Here is a 19,146-nt window from a genome sequence, read left to right as displayed (position 1 = left end):
TAGACTTGTTTCCATCCCCAGGACTGCAACGCAGAGGATCAGCCGTGTCAAAACCCGTAGTACTGCTCGCCGAAGAACTTTCCCCCGCCACTGTCGAGGCCCTCGGCCCGGACTTCGAGATCCGCCAGACCGACGGCGCCGACCGTTCCCAGCTGCTCTCTGCCATCGGCGACGTCGACGCTATCCTGGTCCGTTCAGCCACCCAGGTGGACGCCGAGGCGATCGCCGCTGCGAAGAACCTCAAGGTCATCGCCCGTGCAGGAGTCGGCCTGGATAACGTGGACATCAAGGCCGCCACCCAGGCCGGCGTGATGGTGGTCAACGCCCCCACGTCCAACATTGTCTCCGCGGCCGAGCTCACCGTGGGCCACATCCTTAGCCTGGCCCGCCACATCCCGCAGGCAAGTGCCGCCCTCAAGGACGGCGAGTGGAAGCGCTCCAAGTACACGGGCATTGAACTGTTCGAAAAGAAGATCGGCATCATCGGCCTGGGCCGGATCGGTGCCCTCGTGGCCGCCCGCCTAAAGGGCTTCGACACCAAGATCCTGGCATACGACCCCTACATCACCTCCGCCCGGGCAGCACAGCTCGGTGTGCAGCTGGTGACCTTGGACGAACTGCTGGCCCAGTCCGACTTCATCACCATCCACATGCCCAAGACCCCTGAGACGGTGGGCATGCTCGGCGCGGATGCCTTCAAGAAGATGAAGAACACGGCCTACGTGGTCAACGTCGCGCGCGGCGGGCTCGTGGATGAGGAGGCCCTGTTCACCGCCCTCCAGGACGGCACGATTGCCGGTGCCGGCGTGGACGTATTCTCCAAGGAGCCCAGCACCGATCTGCCGTTCTTCAAGCTGGACAACGTGGTGGTCACCCCCCACCTCGGCGCATCAACTGACGAAGCCCAGGAAAAGGCCGGCGTCTCGGTGGCCAAGTCCGTCCGCCTGGCACTGGCAGGCGAGCTCGTCCCGGACGCAGTCAACGTCGCCGGCGGCGTCATTGCCCCCGACGTCCGCCCTGGCATCCCGCTGATTGAGAAGCTGGGCCGGATCTTCACGGCCCTGACGCATGCGTCCCTGACCCAGTTCGACGTCGAGGTGGCAGGTGAGATCTCGTCCCTGGACGTCAAGGTCCTGGAGCTTGCGGCCCTCAAGGGGATCTTCGCGGACGTGGTGACCGAGCAGGTCTCCTACGTCAATGCCCCGGTGATCGCCGAGCAGCGCGGCATCAACGTCCGCCTCATCACCACCCCGGAAACCGAGTCCTACCGCAACGTCCTCACCCTGCGCGGTGCCCTCAGCGACGGCACCCAGATCTCCGTGGCCGGCACCCTGACCGGGCCCAAGCAGATCGAAAAGCTGGTGGGCATCAACGGGTTCGAAGTTGAAATCCCCATCAGCGAACACCTGGTGGTGGTTGGCTACACCGACCGTCCCGGCGTAATCGGCACCATCGGCCACATCCTGGGCATGAACAACATCAACATCGCGGGCATGCAGGTGGCACGCCACGACCAGGGCGGCCAGGTGCTCGCGCTCCTCACCATCGACAGTTCCGTACCCCAGCAGGTCCTTGACGCCATCAAGGCCGGCATCGGTGCCGATATGGTCCGGGAAGTGGACCTGGAGGACTAACCCGCGCTCGGCCGAAACGCCGTACCACCACCCTCCGCTCGGCGCGTCCCGGCGGGGCCACGTATGATTGGCCGGTCTGCTTACAATGGCTGGGTCCCCTTACCGGACCGGGCCGGCAGGCCGGCCAATACCTTTTGCACATCCGTCCGTGATCGTCCACGTCCGCCCCGAGCGGTTTCGAATGTGCGCACGCAATCCAGGTTTCAGGGAGTTCAATGAACGCCGTCCAGAGGTTCATCAGAAGCAAAGTGCTGCTGTTGACCGCGGCCATCTTGATCGCAGCCATGTGCTTGTCGGTCCTCGTCCAAAGCCAGTCGCAGGCGGCGCTCAGCCGGACCGTGGACGAAAATTCACGGGGGCTCTACGATGTCCTGGTTCAGGCAAAAGCGCCCTCGGGCGCACTGCTGCAGCCGGAGATCGCCAACGGCACCGGCGGCATCAGCTTCGAACAGCTGGAGGCAATCCGGAAGCTGTCCGGCACGTCCGTGGCCGCACCCATCAGCCTGGTCTCCCGCGTGACGCAGAACCTCGAAGCGCCGCGCCTGGATGCCATGGACTACCTCGGCTACAACGCCGGGCTCGCCGGCACCGCGACGGCGGACCAGGCCGCCGGGGCCACCGCTCCTGCTGAGTGGCCCGCGGCCGAGTCCGTGCTGAGCGATGAGGCCAAGAAATACCGCCTCACCGCCACCGCAGTGAGCTCCGACGGCGTTTCAGAGCAGACGCTCTTCAAGTCCACTGCCGAAGGCACCCTGGGCAAGGCCAAACTCGTGGAGGAACGGGCAGCCGGGGGGAGCAGCATCCGCATTGCCGCTCCCGAAGGTGAAACGGGCATCAAGTTCCCTGCCCCGGCCGGGGGTTCCGAACACAACCTGTTCAACCTGTCAGTGTCGCTGCCCCTCGCGCCGGAGGTCACGGAATCCGTGGTCGCCGTCGATCCCGCCGCCGAGCGTGCCCTGCTGGGTTCCGCCGGTGACTTCCTGGCCCCGCTGGAAAAGGCTCCGCCCGCTGACGCGCGTGATGCCGGAGCGATCGGCCGCTACTTTGAAGGTCTTTTCACCAACGGCATCGGCTTGGACGAGCTGGAAGAAGGCCCGGACTTCCTGGGCGTGAAGCTCAAGCACTGGGCACCCCTGATGACGCAGTACCAGCAGGCAAAGCGCAACGGCCAGTTGACCGCCGATTCCCAGGCCATTCCCCTCATCGTGCGTTCGGGCACGTCGCTGGACCTGAAGTACAACGTCAAGATTGAGGAAATCGACGACTCCGGCAAGGTGGTCAAGGACGTCGGAACAGCCTCCCAGTCATTGGGGGAGGACTATCTCCCGTTTGTCTCCAAGGACCCCTTCGTTCTCTCGTGGCCCGGATCCACGGACCACTCCTCCCTCCTCGGAGCCACCGGCAACTTCAACCAGGGCCTCTACACGCCTGCTGAATGGAGCACGGACTTCGCAGCGGCCCCGAAATACACCGACGGCGAGGCAGCGGCCAACGGCGCCGCCGGCAAGAACGCGGTACCCGGCGAATGGGTTACCATCAACCGCCTGCCCGAAAAGAGCGCCAGTGGCACCCCCGTTGACCAGACCCAGCGCGAGCCCGTGGACGAACGCTCTTACCGTGAAAACCTGGAGACGGGGGAGCAAAAGGCAGCAGCCCCCCTTGCCATGGTTTACGGAACATTCGATCCTTCCGCAGTGGCAGAGGCCGCCGGGGACGTCAACAAGCTTCCGTTGGGCGGCTACGACCCCACTCCCTTCACCCTGGTCAAGGACGCCGAGGGCAAGGACGTTCCGGCCGCCGAGCTTGAGCCCTCGCTGAGCGCCACTGGGCTTGCCAGCCAGTCCGCCGGCGCCATTACCGACTACTACGGCCTTGCGGCTGCCCGCGGCTACAAGGACAACGCGGCAGTCATCGACGCCGTCCGTGTCCGTGCCGAAGCGCCCGGCAGCTGGAAAGAGGCACAGCCGGACGTTGAAAAGCTCGCCGGGGAAATCCGCGCCATGGGTCTGGAGGCCACGATCGTGGCCGGTTCTGCCCGCGAGGACGCCAGCATCTTCGTTCCCGGCTACTCCAAGGACGACGCCGGCAAGGAATCCGCCCTGGGCACGGTCCAGCAGTCATGGGTCCGGCAGAATGCAGCCGACGCCGTGACTGGCTCCCTTTCCGGAACCAACACCACGCTGCTCTTCCTGACGCTTTGCGGCGCCGCCCTTCTCACCGGTGCTTCCACCGTCAGCTACATCCGCAAGCGGCGGAGCGAGGCAGGAACGCTGCGCGCCATGGGCTGGACCCAGCGCCGGATCCGCAGTTGGGTGCTGGAGGAATTCGCTGTGGGCGCAGTGCTGCTTGCCGTGGCCGGCATCGTTTTGAGCCTGGTCAGCTGGAGCCTCACCACAGCCCTCGTGTGCGTTTCCGTCCTGGTCCTGTACGCCGGAGCTGCGTTCTTCGCAGCCCAACAGCTGCGCCACCGCGACGTTATCGACCAGGAACCGCAGCACGACGAGCGCCTCATACCGGTAGATTCACCCCTGACCTTCGCGAACCGCCAGCTGGGCACCAACAAGTTCAACACCCTTGCCTTGGCTGTTGCCGTCGGCGTCTTCGGGGCAGCCGTGGGCGGCCTCATTGCGCTGCTGATCGACATTCCCCGCGCGGCCGGCGCCAGTGCCCTGAGCGGGCTCGCCGCTGCCAGCGTGGCGCTGCCGAGCATTCTCCTGGCTCTCGCAGGCGTCGTCGTGGGTCTGGTATTGACCCTGGTCACCGGCCGCTTTGAACTCAACGCCAAGCGGCAGTACCTGGGAATCCTTGAGGCCATGGGCTGGAACCCGGACATGCTCCGCCAGGTCCGGCTGTTCGAGAACGCGCTGGTGGGAACCGTGGCACTGCCCCTGGGCGTGCTGGGCGCCCTGGGCATCGGCCTGCTGCTGGCACCTTATGCCGCACTGTGGGCAGGCGTGGCCGGCCTCGTGGCTGTACTTTGCTGGATACCGATTGCAACGAAAGTGGTCCAATGACAAACCAGACCAATGTCCAGCGGAGCCGCAGGAGCGGCTCCGGCGACGTCGCCCTGCAGACGCGCGCCAATACCATCGTCAAGGCCGCTGACCACGGCACTCCGCTGGAACTGAGCGACATCACCATCCGCTACGGCGGCGGCAAAGGCGGCGCTGAGGCGGTCAGCGTGGTGGAAGGCTTCGACCTCACGCTGCACGCGGGCGAGATGCACTGCGTCGCCGGCCGAAGCGGCTCCGGCAAGACCAGCATCCTGACGGTCGGCGCGGGGCTCACGCTGCCGACGTCGGGCCGTGTCTTCTGGGAAGGCGATTCCCTCGAGAGCATGGGCGACGACGAAATCGCCGACCGCCGTCGTGCCCTCATTGGTTACGTGGACCAGGGCGGCGCCCTCATTGACGGAATGAGCGCGCTGGAGAACGTCCTCCTGCCGGCTGTTCCGGACGGGGAAGTGGACCAGCGCCGGGACATGGCCAAGGACCTGCTGGACCTTGTGGGCCTGGGCCGCCGCATGCGGCACCGCCCCGCGCAGCTGTCCGGCGGTGAACGCCAGCGCGTTGCCATCGCCCGCGCCCTGATCCTGGGTACCAGGGTCCTGGTGGTTGACGAACCCACCGCGAGCCTGGACCGTGCCTCCGCAAACCGCATCATCAGCATCCTCAAGGACACCACGTCGGATGGCATCGCGGTCCTGGTGGCTTCGCACGACCACGAACTCGTCCGGCTCAGCGACTCCCTGACCGAACTGATCTAGCCTGTCCCTCCGCACCGAAAGTACCGTCCGCACGTGACTGCTACAGAGAAAACGCCGTTCTACATCACCACGGCCATCACCTACCCCAACGGCGTGCCGCACATCGGCCACGCCTACGAGTACATTGCCACCGACGCCATGGCGCGCTTCAAGCGGCTGGACGGCTATGACGTGATGTTCCTGACCGGCACGGACGAGCACGGGATGAAGATCGCCCAGACCGCCGAAAAGGAAGGCATCACGCCCAAGGAACTGGTGGACCGGAACGCAGAGGTCTACAAGGCGGCACACGCGGCCCTGGGCATCACGTACGACCGTTTCATCCGGACCACGGACGAGGACCACTACGCCGCTTCGCAGGCCATCTGGAAAAAGATGGAGGCCAACGGCGACATCTACCTTTCCAAGTACGAGGGCTGGTACTCCGTCCGGGACGAGGCGTTCTACGTCGAAGACGACACCGTGGTCAAGGACGACGGCGTGCGTTACTCCAAGGAGACGGACACCGAGGTGACCTGGACGGCGGAGGAGAGCTACTTCTTCCGGCTTTCGGCCTACCAGGACAAACTGCTGGCCCTGTACGAGGCCCAGCCCGAGTTCGGTGCCCCGCAGTACCGGTTCAATGAAGTCATCAGCTTCGTAAAGCGCGGCCTGGAGGACCTGTCCATCAGCCGGACCACGTTCGACTGGGGCGTTCCGGTCCCGGGCAATGACAAGCACGTGATGTACGTGTGGGTGGACGCCCTGACCAACTACCTCACCGGCGTGGGCTACCCCGACGTCGATTCGGAGAAGTTCCGGAGGTTCTGGCCAGCGGATGTCCACGTGATCGGCAAGGACATCTCGCGGTTCCACGCCATCTACTGGCCGGCCTTCCTGATGAGTGCCGGCCTGGAACTGCCCAAGCGCGTTATGATCCACGGGTTCCTGCACAACAACGGCGTGAAAATGTCCAAGTCGCTGGGCAACGTCGTGGCCCCGGCCGACTTCGTGGAGCAGTACGGCCTTGACCAGGTGCGCTTCTTCTTCCTCCGCGAAGTGCCCTTTGGTGCGGACGGCAGCTACAACCACGAAGCAATTGTCGGCCGGATGAACGCCGACCTCGCCAACAACTTCGGAAACCTCGCCCAGCGCTCCCTGTCCATGGTGGCCAAAAACTGCGAGGGCAAAGTGCCCGTTCCGGGGGAGTTCACGGCCGAGGATAACGCCATCCTGGCGCAGGCCGCAGGCCTCCTCGACACTGCGCGGGCGGCATTTGATAAGCAGGAGTTCAGCCGCGCCCTCGAAGCCGTTTGGGGCGTCCTGGGCGACACCAACGCCTACTTCGCTGAGCAGGCGCCCTGGGTGCTGCGGAAGACCGACGTCGAACGCATGAACACAGTGCTGTACGTGACGCTGGAAGTCCTGCGGATCGTGGCCATCCTGGCCCAGCCCGTTATGCCGACAGCAACAGCTGCGCTCCTTGGCACCCTCGGCCAGCCGGAAGGGGAGGCCCGCCAGTTCTCCGCCATCGGGACGCCGATTGCTGCGGGTACTGAATTGCCGGCTCCGTCCCCGGTGTTCCCCAAGTACGAGGAGCCCGCTGCGGGCTGACGCTCTCTCACTTTCTGCACGTTTTCCGCGAACGCCCACTCACCTTCCGGATGGAAGGTGAGTGGGCGTTTGCTGTCTCTTCCCAGAAGTGAAGGCGGCCCCAGAGGGCTGTTCGGATAATGAGACGGCTTGACCAGCATATGGATATCTTGGCTACGCTGAAAGCATGAGCGCATCCTCCATCGATCTTGCAGTTATTCCCGGCGACGGCATTGGCCCTGAGGTCATTGCGGAAGCACTCAAGGTGCTGGAAAAGGCTGTCGCTTCCGAGGGCGTCGAGCTCAAGCAGACGCACTACAAGCTCGGCGCCGAGCACTGGCTGGCCACGGGCGAAACCTTGCCGGACCACGTCCTGGCCGATCTTCGGACCCGGGATGCCATCCTGTTCGGGGCAGTAGGTGCAGCCCCAGGTGATACCCGTATACCGTCCGGCATTATTGAACGGGAAATGCTGCTCAAGCTCCGCTTCAGCCTGGACCACTACGTCAACCTGCGGCCCTCCCGGCTCTACGGAACCGTGGGCAGCCCGTTGGCCAATCCCGGGGTCATCGACTTCATCGTGGTCCGCGAAGGTACCGAGGGCCCCTATGTCGGCAACGGCGGCACCCTGCGCGCCGGAACTCCGCATGAGGTAGCTACGGAAGTCTCGCTCAACACCGCCCACGGTGTTGAGCGCGTTGTCCGGGATGCCTTCCGCCGGGCCAGCGCGAGGGAGCGCAAGCACGTCACCCTGGTCCACAAGCACAACGTGCTGGTCTACGCCGGGCACCTCTGGAAGCGCACGGTCGAGGCCGTGGCACAGGAGTTCCCGGAAGTAACCCACGACTACCTGCATGTGGACGCCGCAACCATCTTTATGGTCACCGATCCGTCCCGCTTCGACGTAATCGTCACCGACAACCTCTTCGGCGACATCCTCACCGATCTTGCTGCAGCCATCACCGGCGGCATCGGGCTGGCAGCTTCGGGCAACATCAACATGGACCGCACCGCGCCGTCGATGTTTGAGCCGGTCCACGGCTCTGCCCCCGACATTGCCGGCCAGGGCAAGGCCGACCCCACCGCGGCCATCCTGTCCGCAGCCCTCCTGCTGGACCACCTCGGCTACACCCGGGCAGCCCGCAGGATCGAGGCGGCAGTGAGTGCCGACGTCGAAAAGCGCGACGGCGGTGCACGCACCACCAGTGCGGTGGGCGACGCCATCGCCGCCGGCCTGTAGCCGCGCCTGGGGCTGGCGGCAACGGGCGTAAGCTTGTCTCGAATCACCAAATGCCGCCTTGACGTTCAACGCTGAGGCCAAGGCGGCCGATCGTGGAGGAACCATGACTCAGACTGCCCACGGCGTCGAATTTTCGCAGCAGCTCTCGGACAACCCGAAGTCTGCTGAAGAGCGTGCAGCCATCCTGGCCAACCCGGGATTCGGCAATCACTTCACCGACCACACCGCAATCGTCGACTACAGCGTGGACGAGAACGGCAACGGCGGCTGGCATAACGCCCGGGTGGAAGCTTACGGACCGATCTCCCTGGACCCGTCAGCTGCAGTGCTGCACTACGGCCAGGAGATCTTCGAAGGGCTCAAGGCGTACCGCCACGCAGACGGGTCCATCTGGTCCTTCCGCCCGGAGGCGAACGCAGCGCGCCTGAACAAGTCCGCCCGCCGGCTCGCCCTTCCGGAACTGCCTGCCGAGTACTTCCTCGGAGCAATCCGTGAACTGGTTGCCGCCGACAAGGACTGGGTTCCCAGCGGCGACGGTGAGGCCTTGTACCTGCGGCCGTTCATGATTGCCACCGAGGCCTTCCTGGGCGTCCGCGCCGCACGCGAGGTTTCCTTCCGGGTGATCGCCTCACCGGCCGGCAACTACTTCGGCGGCGAACTCAAGCCCGTGTCCATCTGGATCTCCCGGGAATACGCCCGAGCAGGCCGTGGCGGTACCGGCGATGCGAAGTGCGGCGGCAACTACGCAGCGTCGCTGATCGCCCAGCAGGAGGCTGAAGCCAACGGCTGCAAGCAGGTCCTCTTCCTCGACCAGTTCAACGACAACGCAGTCGAGGAACTGGGCGGCATGAACGTCTTCTTCGTGATGAAGGACGGCTCACTGGTCACCCCTGCGCTGACCGGCACCATCCTTGAAGGCATCACCCGGATGTCCGTTATCCAGGTGGCCAAGGACATGGGCCGCGAAGTCACCGAGCGGAAGATCACCCTCGACGAATGGCGCGACGGCGTTGCCTCCGGCGGGATTGCCGAGGTCTTCGCCTGCGGTACTGCCGCCGTCATCACCCCGATCGGGGTCCTCAAGGACACCACCGAGTTCATTGGTTCCGAGGACGCCAAGGCCGGGGAAACCACCATGGCCATCCGCGAAAAACTGCTTGGCATCCAGACCGGCGCAGTCCCCGATACCCACGGCTGGCTGACCCGCCTCGCCTAGTCCCGCTTTTCACTGACTGACAAATTACGACGGCGCCTGCCAGGCTCATCCCCGGCAGGCGCCGTTCGTTGTGCAACGGGGGGATTAGCGCCGCGCGGCCTTCCGGGCGGCATTCTTCAGTGCCTTGCGGGAAACGGGCTTCAGGGCCTTCCTGGCCGCTTCTTCCTCCAATGCACGGTTGCGGCGGGCGTCAATAATGTCGTTCCACAGCGTGGTGGCGAAGACGCCGCCGTCCTGGGCGTACACATCGTAGGGGTAGTCGGCGAATATAGGCGGCGTAGTGCTGCCGGAGGGCAGCTCCTGCCCTGTTGCTTTCGCGACGGCGTCTGCCATAGCCCAAGTCCTTGTCAGGTGGGGCGTGAGGTTCTCCTGGACAAACAAGGCGGCATCGCCGGAGGCAGCGGCCCGTTTCAGGAGCTCGTCCAGCTCTTCCACCAGGAGCCCGGAGGCCGCTTCCTCCACGGGCGCCGCACCCCGCTTGAGAACCTCGGTGAGGCCGTCCACCGCCGCACTCCAGTCGGCGGTTTCGCGGAACTTCTTCCAGGTGGGAAACCAGACAATGCTGCCTGTGGCGTGGTTGTGGATGTGCAGAAGCCCGCTGTTCTTCTCCGTTGCGGCATGGTCGTGACCGGCTGAATCGGCTTCGGCGAGGAGGTCTGCAATCGTGGTGGTGCTCATGTGATGTGGTTCCGGCTTCCTGGGAGACAACGAGGGGATTCACTGGTGGTCAACCCGGGCACCCCGCTGTTCTATTCCGGCCTGTTCCCCGCGCTACGGCCGCTGCGCTCCAGAGTCGGATGCAAAGATGAGATGGTGACTCCAGCTTCCGGCTCCCTCCTGCAGCGCAGCTCAGCCCTGACGCAGTTCGTCCTGGCCCCCAACCCCGGGCCAATGAGCCTCGCCGGCACCAACTCCTACGTGCTGCGGCACCCCGGCCACCCGGGCGCGGTCGTGGTTGATCCGGGTCCCCTGGACGAGGACCACCTCCAGGCACTCGCCGCTGCCGGCCCCGTTGAACTTATCCTCATCACCCACCGCCACGGCGACCATACCGGCGGCTCCGCACGGCTGCATCAACTGACCGGCGCCCCCGTACGCGGCTCGGACCCTGCGCACTGCCACGGCAACGGCACACCGCTGCTGGACGGCGAGGTACTCCAATCTGCGGGCCTTGACGTCAGCGTGGTGGCAACGCCCGGCCACACGTCCGATTCGGTTTGCTTCCACCTCCCCGGCGACGGCCCGCACGGTGCGGTACTGACCGGGGACACCATCCTGGGCAGCGGCACCACGATGCTTGACTATCCGGACGGGACCCTCGGGGAGTACCTAACCTCCCTCGACAGGCTGGAATCGCTGGGGCCGGCCACCGTCCTGCCCGCCCACGGCCCTGTCCTGCCGTCCTTGACCGACGTCGTCGGCGACTACCGCGCCCATCGCCTCGAACGGCTGGCGCAGATCCGCGCGGCCCTGGACCGGCTCGGCCAGGATGCCACTGTGGGTGAAGTCGCGGACGCCGTCTATTCCGACGTCGACCCTTCCGTGCGGCGCGCAGCTGTTACGTCCGTGGCCGCCCAGCTTCACTACCTGCGGGGCTGGGCCGGCAGGCCCTAAAACGACAGGTGCCGGTGTGGCGAGACGGTAGGGTAGGAGCCATGCGTATTGCCAGGTTTGTCGTCGATTCTGATCCCCTCTACGGCGTTGTCGAAGGTGACACGGGCAGTGAGGAAATCACTGTCATCCATGGGGACCCTTTCTTCAACGGAGTGGAGCGTACCTCCGTCCGCCACAAGCTGGAAGACGTCCGGCTGCTCGCCCCCATCATTCCCCGCAGCAAAGTGATCGGCGTGGGACGCAACTTCGTGGAACACGCGCATGAACTCGGAAATGAAGTTCCCACCCAGCCGCTCCTTTTCCTGAAGCCCAACACCGCCGTCGTTGGCCCCAACGATCCCGTGGTGCTGCCCGAGTTCTCCGAGGAAGTCTCCTTCGAGGCGGAACTGTGCGTTGTGATCGGACGGATCTGCAAGGACGTGCCCGAGGAACGCGTGGACGACGTCATCTTCGGCTACACATGCGGCAACGACCTCACGGCCAGGGATGTCCAGAAGACAGACCTGCAGTGGACCCGGGCCAAGGGCTTTGACACCTCCGCGCCCCTGGGCCCGTGGATCGAGACGGACCTTGATACGGAGGACCTGCAGATCCAGGGCCGGCTCAACGGAGAGCTGCGGCAGGACGGCAGCACCAGCCAGATGATCAGGGGAGTACGGGAACTCGTCTCCGTTGTCTCCCAGGCGTTTACCCTCCTGCCCGGCGACGTGATCATGACCGGGACGCCGGCCGGAGTGGGCCTGGTCAGCGCAGGCGACCGCTTTGAGGTGGAGATCGAGGGGATCGGCCGCCTGTCCAACCCCATCGTCCGCCGCTGACACCTGGCTCCGCGTTGGGGCTTTGCGCCAGACGGTAAAGTTGGAGCCACTATGACTACTGCTTCTGCGGCGAATGCTGCCTCCATCCCGCCCGTCACCGCTGACACGCCCGTTCGGGTCCGCTTCTGCCCGTCGCCCACCGGCACTCCCCACGTCGGGCTGATCCGCACGGCGCTGTTCAACTGGGCCTACGCCCGCCACACAAAGGGCACCATGGTGTTCCGGATCGAGGACACGGACTCGGCCCGGGACAGTGAGGAAAGCTACCACCAGCTGCTCGACGCGCTGAAGTGGCTGGGCATCGACTGGGACGAGGGCGTGGAAGTAGGCGGCCCGCATGAGCCGTACCGGCAGTCGCAGCGGAGCGGAATCTACCAGGACGTCATTGCTAGTCTCCGCGAGGGTGGCTTTGTTTACGAGTCGTACTCCACGCCGGAGGAAATCGAAGCGCGCCACCGTGCCGCGGGACGCGACCCGAAGCTTGGCTATGACGGCTTTGACCGCCACCTGACGGAGGAGCAGCTCGCCCAGTTCAAGGCGGAAGGCCGCGAGGCCGTCCTGCGGCTGCGGATGCCGGACGAGGACATCACCTTCAATGACCTCGTGCGGGGCGAGATCACCTTCCGTGCCGGGTCGGTCCCGGACTTCGCAGTGGTCCGTGCCAACGGAGCGCCCCTTTACACGCTGGTGAACCCGGTGGACGATGCCCTGATGGGCATCACCCATATCCTCCGCGGCGAGGACCTGCTCAGCTCCACTCCGCGCCAGATTGCCCTCTACCGCGCCCTGTACGCCGTGGGCGTAGCCCAGTACATGCCCGAATTTGGCCACCTGCCGTACGTCATGGGCCAGGGCAACAAGAAGCTTTCCAAGCGCGATCCCGAATCGAGCCTGTTCCTGCACCGGGAGCGCGGCTTCATCCCTGAAGGCCTGCTGAACTACCTCTCGCTCCTGGGCTGGTCCCTGAGCGCGGACGAAGACATCTTTACTGTTGAACAGTTGGTGGAGCACTTCGACATCCATGACGTCTTGGGCAACCCCGCACGCTTCGACCTCAAGAAGGCTGAAGCGATCAACGGCACGCACGTCCGGATGCTCCCGCCTGAGGTTTTCCGGGAACGCCTCGTTCCTTACCTGCGCGCAGCGGACCTGGTGGGGGAGATCCTGACCGACCGGGAAGAGGATATCCTCACTGAGGCCGCGCCCCTGGTCCAGGAGCGCATCACTCTGCTGGGCGAGGCGCCCGAAATGCTGGCGTTCCTCTTCAAAGCGGACGACGCCATCGACGTTGCCGCTGATGCCAGGAAGGGGCTCCCGGAAAACCTGGCGGAAGTACTGGATGCAGCCATCGCAGCACTCGAACCTGTTGAGGACTGGACGCCCGACAACATCCAGACCGCGCTCAAGCAGGCCCTCGTTGAGGACCTTGGCATCAAACCCCGCCTTGCTTTCGGACCCGTGCGCACGGCTGTTTCGGGCCGGCGGATCTCGCCGCCGCTGTTTGAGTCCATGGTGATCCTGGGCAAGAATTCCTCTCTCCGCCGCCTTCGCTCATTCCGCGGCTGATGACGGCTCCCATGCAGGTAGGCAGCGCGGTCCTGGACACGCCTTTCGGTTCTGTCCGCGGGGTGTTATTCGATATCGATGACACCCTGGTCGACTTGGAATACTCGATGACCACTGCCTTGCGGGAGGTCAGCGAACACCTCCTGCCCGGCCTTGACCAGGCCGGGTGGGAGCGGTTCGGACGCATCTTCACCCATGAGACCACGCACTACTACGACCGCTACCTGGCAGGCGAGCTGACGTTCAACGAACAGCGCCTGTTGCGGGGCCGCGCGGCCTTGGGCCACTTCGGGATTGAACTTGCGGAGGGCGAGCAATCTCACCAGTGGCTTAGCGCGTACATGGAAAAGCAGCCCGCGTACGTGAAGCCTTTTCCGGACGTGATGCCGCTGCTGGATGTCCTGGACGAAGCCGGCATCCCCTATGGGGCGGTCAGCAACAACGTGCATGACTACCAGCGCGCCAAGCTGGATGGGGCTGGACTCGCCCGGGTAAGGCGGCTCGTGGGAACGGACACCCTCGGTGTGGCCAAACCCGATCCGGCCATCTACCTTGAGGGGGTCCGGCTTCTGGGCACCGCCCCTGCCGACACACTGTATGTGGGAGACAACCGCCTCCTTGACGCTGAGGGCTCGACTGCGGCCGGCCTCCTGGGCGTCTGGCTGAACCGGGCGGGTGAGATGGCTGCCGGATTCGACGGCGGTATGGTGACCTCCTTGGACCAGCTGGTCAGCTAAGTCACACCGGACCGATTTGTGCGAGCCCGAAGTCTCGGGTAAAGTAATTTCTCGTGCTGAGGCGCACGGAGCAGGGCAAAGGCCCTGAAAACCGGCCCGAAAGTATCATTGGGATATGGTGTAATTGGCAACACTACGGTTTCTGGTACCGTCATTCTAGGTTCGAGTCCTGGTATCCCAGCTCTGTTCAGAAGCCCCGCTGCGGGCCAAAAGCAGAAGGTTTCAGCCGGTTCGCCGATTTGAAACCACGGCGAAGTGTGTGAAACAATCACTGAGCTGACCAGCGGAAACGCTGAAAGAAGTACGGTAAAGTACACGGCCCCATCGTATAGCGGCCTAGTACGCCGCCCTCTCACGGCGGTAACGCGGGTTCGAATCCCGCTGGGGTCACCAAGGAAATGGTCGCGGGCAAACGCCCGGGGCCATTTTTCGTTTCCGCAACCATTAGTGGAACGCGCCATCACTTCCCGGGGCAGATCGTGCAACGCCCCATCACTTCCCGGGGCAGATCGTGGAACGCCCCATCACTTCCCGGGGCAGATCGTGGAACGCGCCATCACTTCCCGGGGCAGATCGTGGAACGCGCCATCACTTCCCGGGGCAGATCGTGGAACGCGCCATCACTTCCCGGGGCAGATCGTGGAACGCCCCATCACCTTCCGCGACAAATCCTGGAACGCGCCATTGCTTTCGGTCCCGGGAGGAACCCTCCTGAGCTCGGCCCGCGGCGGCACCGCCGTCGAACCCGCACCAGAAACTGGTGGGGCGTTCCGGGAAAAGGTGCGGGAGGTGGTGGGGCGTTCCGGGAAAAGGTGCGGGAGGTGGTGGGGCGTTCCGGGAAAAGGTGCGGGAGGTGATCGGGCGCATGGCAGGCAGCCGCACCCATTCGAGCCGCCAACTGGCATGATGTTGCTGTGACCTCCCGGAACGAGCAAGACGAACCGCACGATGAGCAGCGCCCACCTTCGAGCAGTGCCGGTGCCCTTGCAGCAGTAGCGCTCCTGGAAGAGGTGCGCGGTGATCTTGCCGCCGCGGCACTGCCGCTGGCACTGCCCGACGTGGAGCAGGCCCGGCGTGACGCCGCCGGCGCCGTCGCCCAACTCGACGACTACATCCTCCCGCGGTACCGCAGCCTCGATGCCCCGCTGCTGGCAGTCGTCGGAGGTTCCACGGGTGCGGGCAAGTCCACACTCGTCAACGCCCTTGTCGGCCACCCCGTCACCCGTTCGGGCGCCATCCGGCCCACCACCCGCCAGCCCATCCTCCTGCACCACCCGTCGGAGGCAGCCTGGTTTGAAGGCCAGCGCGTCCTGCCAAGCCTGAACAGAATCCGCGGAAGCGTCGCCAGCAGCCCTGTACCGGCCAGCCGCGCAGGCGCCGTTCCGGACGCCGGAGCCATGTCTTCCCTGGTGCTCGTGGCGGACCCGGCTGTCCCCGCAGGAATCGCAGTCCTGGATGCTCCCGACGTCGACTCCATCTCAGACGATAACCGCAAGCTGGCAGCACAGCTCCTTGCTGCCGCCGATTTGTGGATCTTCGTCACGACGGCCAACCGCTATGCGGATGCCGTCCCGTGGAAACTGCTCGTGGACGCAGCTTCGCGGGACATCATGGTGGCTGTGGTGCTGGACCGCGTACCGCCGGGGGCGGAAAAGGAAGTCAGCGAGGACCTGCGCAGCCTCCTGGACCGCGAGGGCCTGGACGCCGCACAGCTGTTCATGATCCCGGAGACCCCACTGGATCCGCTGGGCATGCTGCCGGCCGGCACCGTCCTCCCGTTGAGGACGTGGCTCGGGGAGCTGGCCGCAGATGCCGCCGGCCGTTCGGAGATCGCCCGCCGTACGCTCAACGGGACCGTCAGGGCACTGGCCAGCCGTGTTGCTGCCGTGGCACAGGCGGCCCGGGAGCAGGAGGCCGCCGCGGACAACCTCGAAGCTGCCGCGGTATCGGCCTACCATGATGCTGCCGGCCGGATTCTCGACGCTACCAAGGACGGGGCCCTGCTGCGGGGCGAAGTGCTCGCGCGCTGGCAGGACTTCGTGGGCACCGGCGAGTTCTTCCGGGCCCTGGAACAAAACGTGGGACGGTTCCGGGACCGGATGGGGGCCTTCTACCGGGGTGAGCCGCCGCCCGCGGTGCGCGTCGAGGCAGCCATCGAGACGGGGCTGCAGGCGGTCATCATCGATGAAGCCGCAAATGCCGCCGAGGACACCGACCAACGGTGGCGTACCGACCCCGCGGGGCGGCAACTGCTGGGGACGGACGACCTTTCCGGGACCACGCCGGGCTTTGAGGACCGGGCCGCCGCCGAAATCAGGGCCTGGCAGGAAGCTCTGATGGAACTCATCCGCACCGAAGGCCAGGGAAAGCGGACCCAGGCCCGCTGGCTGTCCTTCGGAATCAATGGATTGGGGGCGGCCCTGATGATCGTGGTGTTCTCGATGACCGCCGGACTGACAGGACTCGAGGTTGGTGTGGCAGGCGGAACGGCCGTCGTGGGCCAGCGGCTGCTCGAAGCGGTTTTTGGCGAGGATGCAGTGCGGCGCATGGCCGAAAAAGCGCGGGAGGACCTGCACGCCCGCTGCCAGCGGCTGTTGGAGGAAGAGGGGCAGAAGTTCCTCACCCTGATTCCGGAGCGTGATGAACCCGCCCCGCAGACTCTTGCCGCTCACGCGGACGCCTTGGTCCGCCTGGCGGATACCGCATGAGCCGCCACAGCGACACCCGGGATGAGTCCCGGCTTGACCGCCGGCTTGCGGCCCTCAACGATGCCCGCGAGCTAGGCGAAGGCGTCCTGCCCGACGCGTCGCTCCAGGAAGTATTCACCGTTTTGGAGCGCGCCAGTTCACGCCGCTCGCTATCGGCCGACCACACTGTAGTGGGCTTCTTCGGTGCCACCGGGAGCGGCAAATCCTCCCTGTTCAATGCGGTCAGCGGAGCTGAAATCGCGACGGCGGCCGCGCGCCGGCCTACGACGTCGGAACCTTTGGCGGGCGTGTGGGGAGCGGAAGGCAGCGAGCCGCTGCTCGACTGGCTTGAGGTTCGCAACCGGCACCACGCGGCACCTGTGGAAGGCTTCGCTGACGAGGAAACCGGCCTGATCCTGCTGGACCTGCCCGACTTCGATTCCACCCGGGCGTCCAACCGCGAAGTGGTCCAGCGGATGGTGGGCCTCGTGGACGTCCTGGTGTGGGTCCTTGACCCCCAAAAGTATGCAGACGCGGCCGTACATAATGATTACCTGTCGCGCCTGGCGTCCCACGGCGCGGTGACGTTGGTGGTCCTCAACCAGGTGGACCGGCTCCCTGAGCATGATGTTCAGCCCGTCCTGGAATCCCTGCGGTCCATCCTTGCCCGCGACGGACTGGGCAAGGTCCAGGTGCTGGCGGCCTCCGCCGTGACAGGTACGGGAGTGGACAAGGTCCGGGCCGCTATCCGGAGCGTCGCCGTGAAGCGCAAAGCCCAGTCGCAGCGGCTCGCTGCCGACATTACCCGGGCCACCGTGGAACTGGGTTCAGTTTCCGGCGGGGGAGAGGCGGCAGGGGTCCGCTCGGCGGCAAAATCACGCCTGGCCGACGAGCTGGCCGTGGCAGCCAACGTACCCACCGTGGTCCGCGCGGTTGGCCAGTCCTACCGGCTTGAGTCCGTCAAGCGCACCGGCTGGCCGGTCACCAGATGGCTGTCCAGGTTCCGGCCGGATCCGCTGCGCCGGCTCAATCTGCGCAGCGGTGCCCCGTCGGAGCTGAACCGGACCTCGCTGCCGCCGGCAGGGGCGCCGGAACGGGCGCGGACGGATGCAGCAGTCCGGGAATTCGCTGACGCCGCCAGCGCGGGCGCCCCCGGCCCGTGGCGGGCGGCGATCCGCGGCGCCGCACGCGAGGGCAGGGAGCAGTTGCCTGACGCCCTTGACCAGGCCATCGCCGGAACGGACCTGGCCGCCAACCGCAGGTCCTGGTGGTGGGGGGTGTTCAACGTGGTGCAATGGCTGGCCCTGCTCACGGTGTTGGGAGGCCTCGGCTGGCTCGGCGTTCTGGCCGCCCTCGGTTATTTCCAGATGCCCGTTCCCGAGGTGCCGAGGGTCGAAGGCTGGCCCGTGCCTACGCTGATGATCGCAGCCGGGGTGGTGTTGGGGATCTTCCTGGCCATTACCGGACGCTTCATTGCCGCTGCCGCGGCGAATGTCCGGGCCGCCAGGGCGCGGAAGCGGCTCAATGCCGCAGTTTCCTCCGTTGCCCAGGAGTTGGTGGTGGAGCCGGTGGAGGTGGAAGTCAGCAGGCTGGCCGCTTTTAATGCCGCGCTGAAGACGGCCGGGGCAGGATAGAACTGAAGTACCAGCGGGCGGCAACCAGCACGGCAATAAGCCTGCTGGGACTGGGCAAACTAGATGCCGGCGGCCGCGAGTTGGGAAGCGGCGTCCCGGACCTTAATCAGGGTCCGCAGGTTGCGTGTTGTGGTGGAGGCCTTGAACCTGGGTTTGGCCGAGATTTTGCTGAAGGGGCTCTCCAGCGTTCCGCCGGCCGGTGCCAGCCAGGCCAGGGCCTCCGGCCCCAACCTTGTCTGCTCCGCCCCCTCCAGCGCTGCCCCCGCTGCATCGAGTTCGTCAAGCATTGCGGGGTCGGAGGAAAGCGTGATGTAGGTGTGGGTGCTTTTGTCGTCGTCCGGGTAGGGGCAGGCTGCCACCAGTTCGGACACCCGTGCTGCGTCGAGCACCACCACCCAGGCGTCATAGCCAAACGCATCGCGGAGGCATTTCTCGCACTCCCGTTTCACCGCTGACGCATCCAGGCGGCTGGCCAGCACCACATTTCCGCTGGCAAGCAGGGTCCGGGCATCGGAAAAGCCCGCGGCCTTCAGCGCCTCCCGGAGGTCGGCCATCTTGATATTGATGCCGCCGACGTTGATGCCCCGGAGAAACACTGCATAGCTGCCCATGGCGAGAAGCCTAGCCCCAGCAGTCGGCCCGGGCCGTCAGGCTCTGTTCTT

At 65.5% G+C, this 19,146-nt stretch carries 14 protein-coding genes and 2 tRNA genes; 14 read left to right on the top strand and 2 right to left on the bottom strand.

All coding sequences use genetic code 11. From position 1 onward, the window contains the following. Positions 1 to 44: 44 nt before the first annotated feature. From serA to AC5RUQ_RS05925, 6 genes are all read left to right on the top strand, one after another. On the top strand, positions 45 to 1,634 hold the full coding sequence (serA, locus tag AC5RUQ_RS05950; protein ID WP_493946464.1) for a phosphoglycerate dehydrogenase: 1,590 nt from the start codon (positions 45 to 47) through the stop codon (positions 1,632 to 1,634). Positions 1,635 to 1,849: 215 nt separating this feature from the next. Beyond that, positions 1,850 to 4,648 (top strand): ABC transporter permease, encoded by a 2,799-nt coding sequence (locus AC5RUQ_RS05945; protein WP_493946462.1) that lies wholly within the window; start codon positions 1,850 to 1,852, stop codon positions 4,646 to 4,648. Continuing rightward, on the top strand, positions 4,645 to 5,400 hold the full coding sequence (locus tag AC5RUQ_RS05940) for an ABC transporter ATP-binding protein (RefSeq protein WP_493946461.1): 756 nt from the start codon (positions 4,645 to 4,647) through the stop codon (positions 5,398 to 5,400). The genes AC5RUQ_RS05945 and AC5RUQ_RS05940 overlap by 4 nt, the downstream gene beginning before the upstream one ends. Before the next feature lie 33 nt (positions 5,401 to 5,433). After that, positions 5,434 to 6,993 carry a methionine--tRNA ligase gene (gene metG / locus AC5RUQ_RS05935; RefSeq protein ID WP_493946460.1) on the top strand — a complete coding sequence of 520 codons (1,560 nt, stop codon included), beginning with the start codon at positions 5,434 to 5,436 and terminating at the stop codon, positions 6,991 to 6,993. A 166-nt stretch (positions 6,994 to 7,159) separates the two neighbouring features. Continuing rightward, positions 7,160 to 8,212, top strand: a complete 1,053-nt coding sequence (locus tag AC5RUQ_RS05930) for a 3-isopropylmalate dehydrogenase (protein ID WP_493946459.1) — start codon at positions 7,160 to 7,162, stop codon at positions 8,210 to 8,212. A gap of 103 nt (positions 8,213 to 8,315) precedes the next feature. Next, positions 8,316 to 9,428 (top strand): branched-chain amino acid aminotransferase, encoded by a 1,113-nt coding sequence (locus tag AC5RUQ_RS05925; protein WP_493946457.1) that lies wholly within the window; start codon positions 8,316 to 8,318, stop codon positions 9,426 to 9,428. A gap of 84 nt (positions 9,429 to 9,512) precedes the next feature. Here AC5RUQ_RS05925 and AC5RUQ_RS05920 read toward each other — a convergent pair whose 3' ends face one another. After that, a complete protein-coding gene (locus AC5RUQ_RS05920) occupies positions 9,513 to 10,106 on the bottom strand; it encodes a hypothetical protein (protein WP_493946456.1) in 594 nt (197 codons plus the stop codon). A gap of 132 nt (positions 10,107 to 10,238) precedes the next feature. Here AC5RUQ_RS05920 and AC5RUQ_RS05915 point away from each other — a divergent pair, with 132 nt between their 5' ends. The 8 genes from AC5RUQ_RS05915 to AC5RUQ_RS05880 all read left to right on the top strand — a co-directional run bounded on the left by AC5RUQ_RS05915 (position 10,239) and on the right by AC5RUQ_RS05880 (position 18,484). Beyond that, positions 10,239 to 11,042: an MBL fold metallo-hydrolase gene (locus AC5RUQ_RS05915; RefSeq protein ID WP_493946455.1), complete on the top strand. Its 804-nt coding sequence runs from the start codon at positions 10,239 to 10,241 to the stop codon at positions 11,040 to 11,042. A 41-nt stretch (positions 11,043 to 11,083) separates the two neighbouring features. Continuing rightward, positions 11,084 to 11,860: a fumarylacetoacetate hydrolase family protein gene (locus AC5RUQ_RS05910; RefSeq protein ID WP_493946454.1), complete on the top strand. Its 777-nt coding sequence runs from the start codon at positions 11,084 to 11,086 to the stop codon at positions 11,858 to 11,860. A 51-nt stretch (positions 11,861 to 11,911) separates the two neighbouring features. Continuing rightward, positions 11,912 to 13,426 carry a glutamate--tRNA ligase gene (gene gltX / locus AC5RUQ_RS05905; protein ID WP_493946452.1) on the top strand — a complete coding sequence of 505 codons (1,515 nt, stop codon included), beginning with the start codon at positions 11,912 to 11,914 and terminating at the stop codon, positions 13,424 to 13,426. Then, on the top strand, positions 13,426 to 14,163 hold the full coding sequence (locus tag AC5RUQ_RS05900; RefSeq protein ID WP_493946451.1) for an HAD family hydrolase: 738 nt from the start codon (positions 13,426 to 13,428) through the stop codon (positions 14,161 to 14,163). The genes gltX and AC5RUQ_RS05900 overlap by 1 nt, the downstream gene beginning before the upstream one ends. A 109-nt stretch (positions 14,164 to 14,272) precedes the next feature. Beyond that, positions 14,273 to 14,344, top strand: a tRNA-Gln gene (locus AC5RUQ_RS05895). 136 nt (positions 14,345 to 14,480) lie between these two features. Continuing rightward, a tRNA-Glu gene (locus tag AC5RUQ_RS05890) sits at positions 14,481 to 14,556 on the top strand. 521 nt (positions 14,557 to 15,077) lie between these two features. Beyond that, on the top strand, positions 15,078 to 16,871 hold the full coding sequence (locus AC5RUQ_RS05885) for a dynamin family protein (protein WP_493946450.1): 1,794 nt from the start codon (positions 15,078 to 15,080) through the stop codon (positions 16,869 to 16,871). Beyond that, the gene (locus tag AC5RUQ_RS05880) at positions 16,868 to 18,484 is read left to right on the top strand and encodes a GTPase (RefSeq protein ID WP_493946448.1); all 1,617 of its coding nucleotides are present in this window, start codon (positions 16,868 to 16,870) and stop codon (positions 18,482 to 18,484) included. Before AC5RUQ_RS05885 ends, AC5RUQ_RS05880 begins: the two co-directional genes overlap by 4 nt. A 59-nt stretch (positions 18,485 to 18,543) precedes the next feature. On the opposite strand, the gene AC5RUQ_RS05875 is transcribed toward AC5RUQ_RS05880, so the two are convergent. After that, on the bottom strand, positions 18,544 to 19,095 hold the full coding sequence (locus AC5RUQ_RS05875) for a DUF1697 domain-containing protein (RefSeq protein ID WP_493946447.1): 552 nt from the start codon (positions 19,093 to 19,095) through the stop codon (positions 18,544 to 18,546). Between the last annotated feature and the right edge of the window lie 51 nt (positions 19,096 to 19,146).

Source organism: Arthrobacter sp. MDT2-3 (genome assembly GCF_059090465.1).
Note: the sequence above shows the minus strand (reverse complement) of the source record. Positions and strands in the feature narration are given on the sequence as shown.

What these genes read in the sequence shown, in the direction of transcription:
- AC5RUQ_RS05900 (WP_493946451.1), top strand. Translation starts at nt 13,426, where the DNA reads ATGACGGCTCCCATGCAGGTAGGCAGCGCGGTCCTGGACACGCCTTTC.
- gltX (WP_493946452.1), top strand. Translation starts at nt 11,912, where the DNA reads ATGACTACTGCTTCTGCGGCGAATGCTGCCTCCATCCCGCCCGTCACC.
- AC5RUQ_RS05940 (WP_493946461.1), top strand. Translation starts at nt 4,645, where the DNA reads ATGACAAACCAGACCAATGTCCAGCGGAGCCGCAGGAGCGGCTCCGGC.
- AC5RUQ_RS05880 (WP_493946448.1), top strand. Translation starts at nt 16,868, where the DNA reads ATGAGCCGCCACAGCGACACCCGGGATGAGTCCCGGCTTGACCGCCGG.
- AC5RUQ_RS05925 (WP_493946457.1), top strand. Translation starts at nt 8,316, where the DNA reads ATGACTCAGACTGCCCACGGCGTCGAATTTTCGCAGCAGCTCTCGGAC.
- AC5RUQ_RS05920 (WP_493946456.1), bottom strand. Translation starts at nt 10,106, where the DNA reads ATGAGCACCACCACGATTGCAGACCTCCTCGCCGAAGCCGATTCAGCC.
- AC5RUQ_RS05945 (WP_493946462.1), top strand. Translation starts at nt 1,850, where the DNA reads ATGAACGCCGTCCAGAGGTTCATCAGAAGCAAAGTGCTGCTGTTGACC.
- AC5RUQ_RS05915 (WP_493946455.1), top strand. Translation starts at nt 10,239, where the DNA reads ATGGTGACTCCAGCTTCCGGCTCCCTCCTGCAGCGCAGCTCAGCCCTG.
- AC5RUQ_RS05910 (WP_493946454.1), top strand. Translation starts at nt 11,084, where the DNA reads ATGCGTATTGCCAGGTTTGTCGTCGATTCTGATCCCCTCTACGGCGTT.
- AC5RUQ_RS05875 (WP_493946447.1), bottom strand. Translation starts at nt 19,095, where the DNA reads ATGGGCAGCTATGCAGTGTTTCTCCGGGGCATCAACGTCGGCGGCATC.
- AC5RUQ_RS05930 (WP_493946459.1), top strand. Translation starts at nt 7,160, where the DNA reads ATGAGCGCATCCTCCATCGATCTTGCAGTTATTCCCGGCGACGGCATT.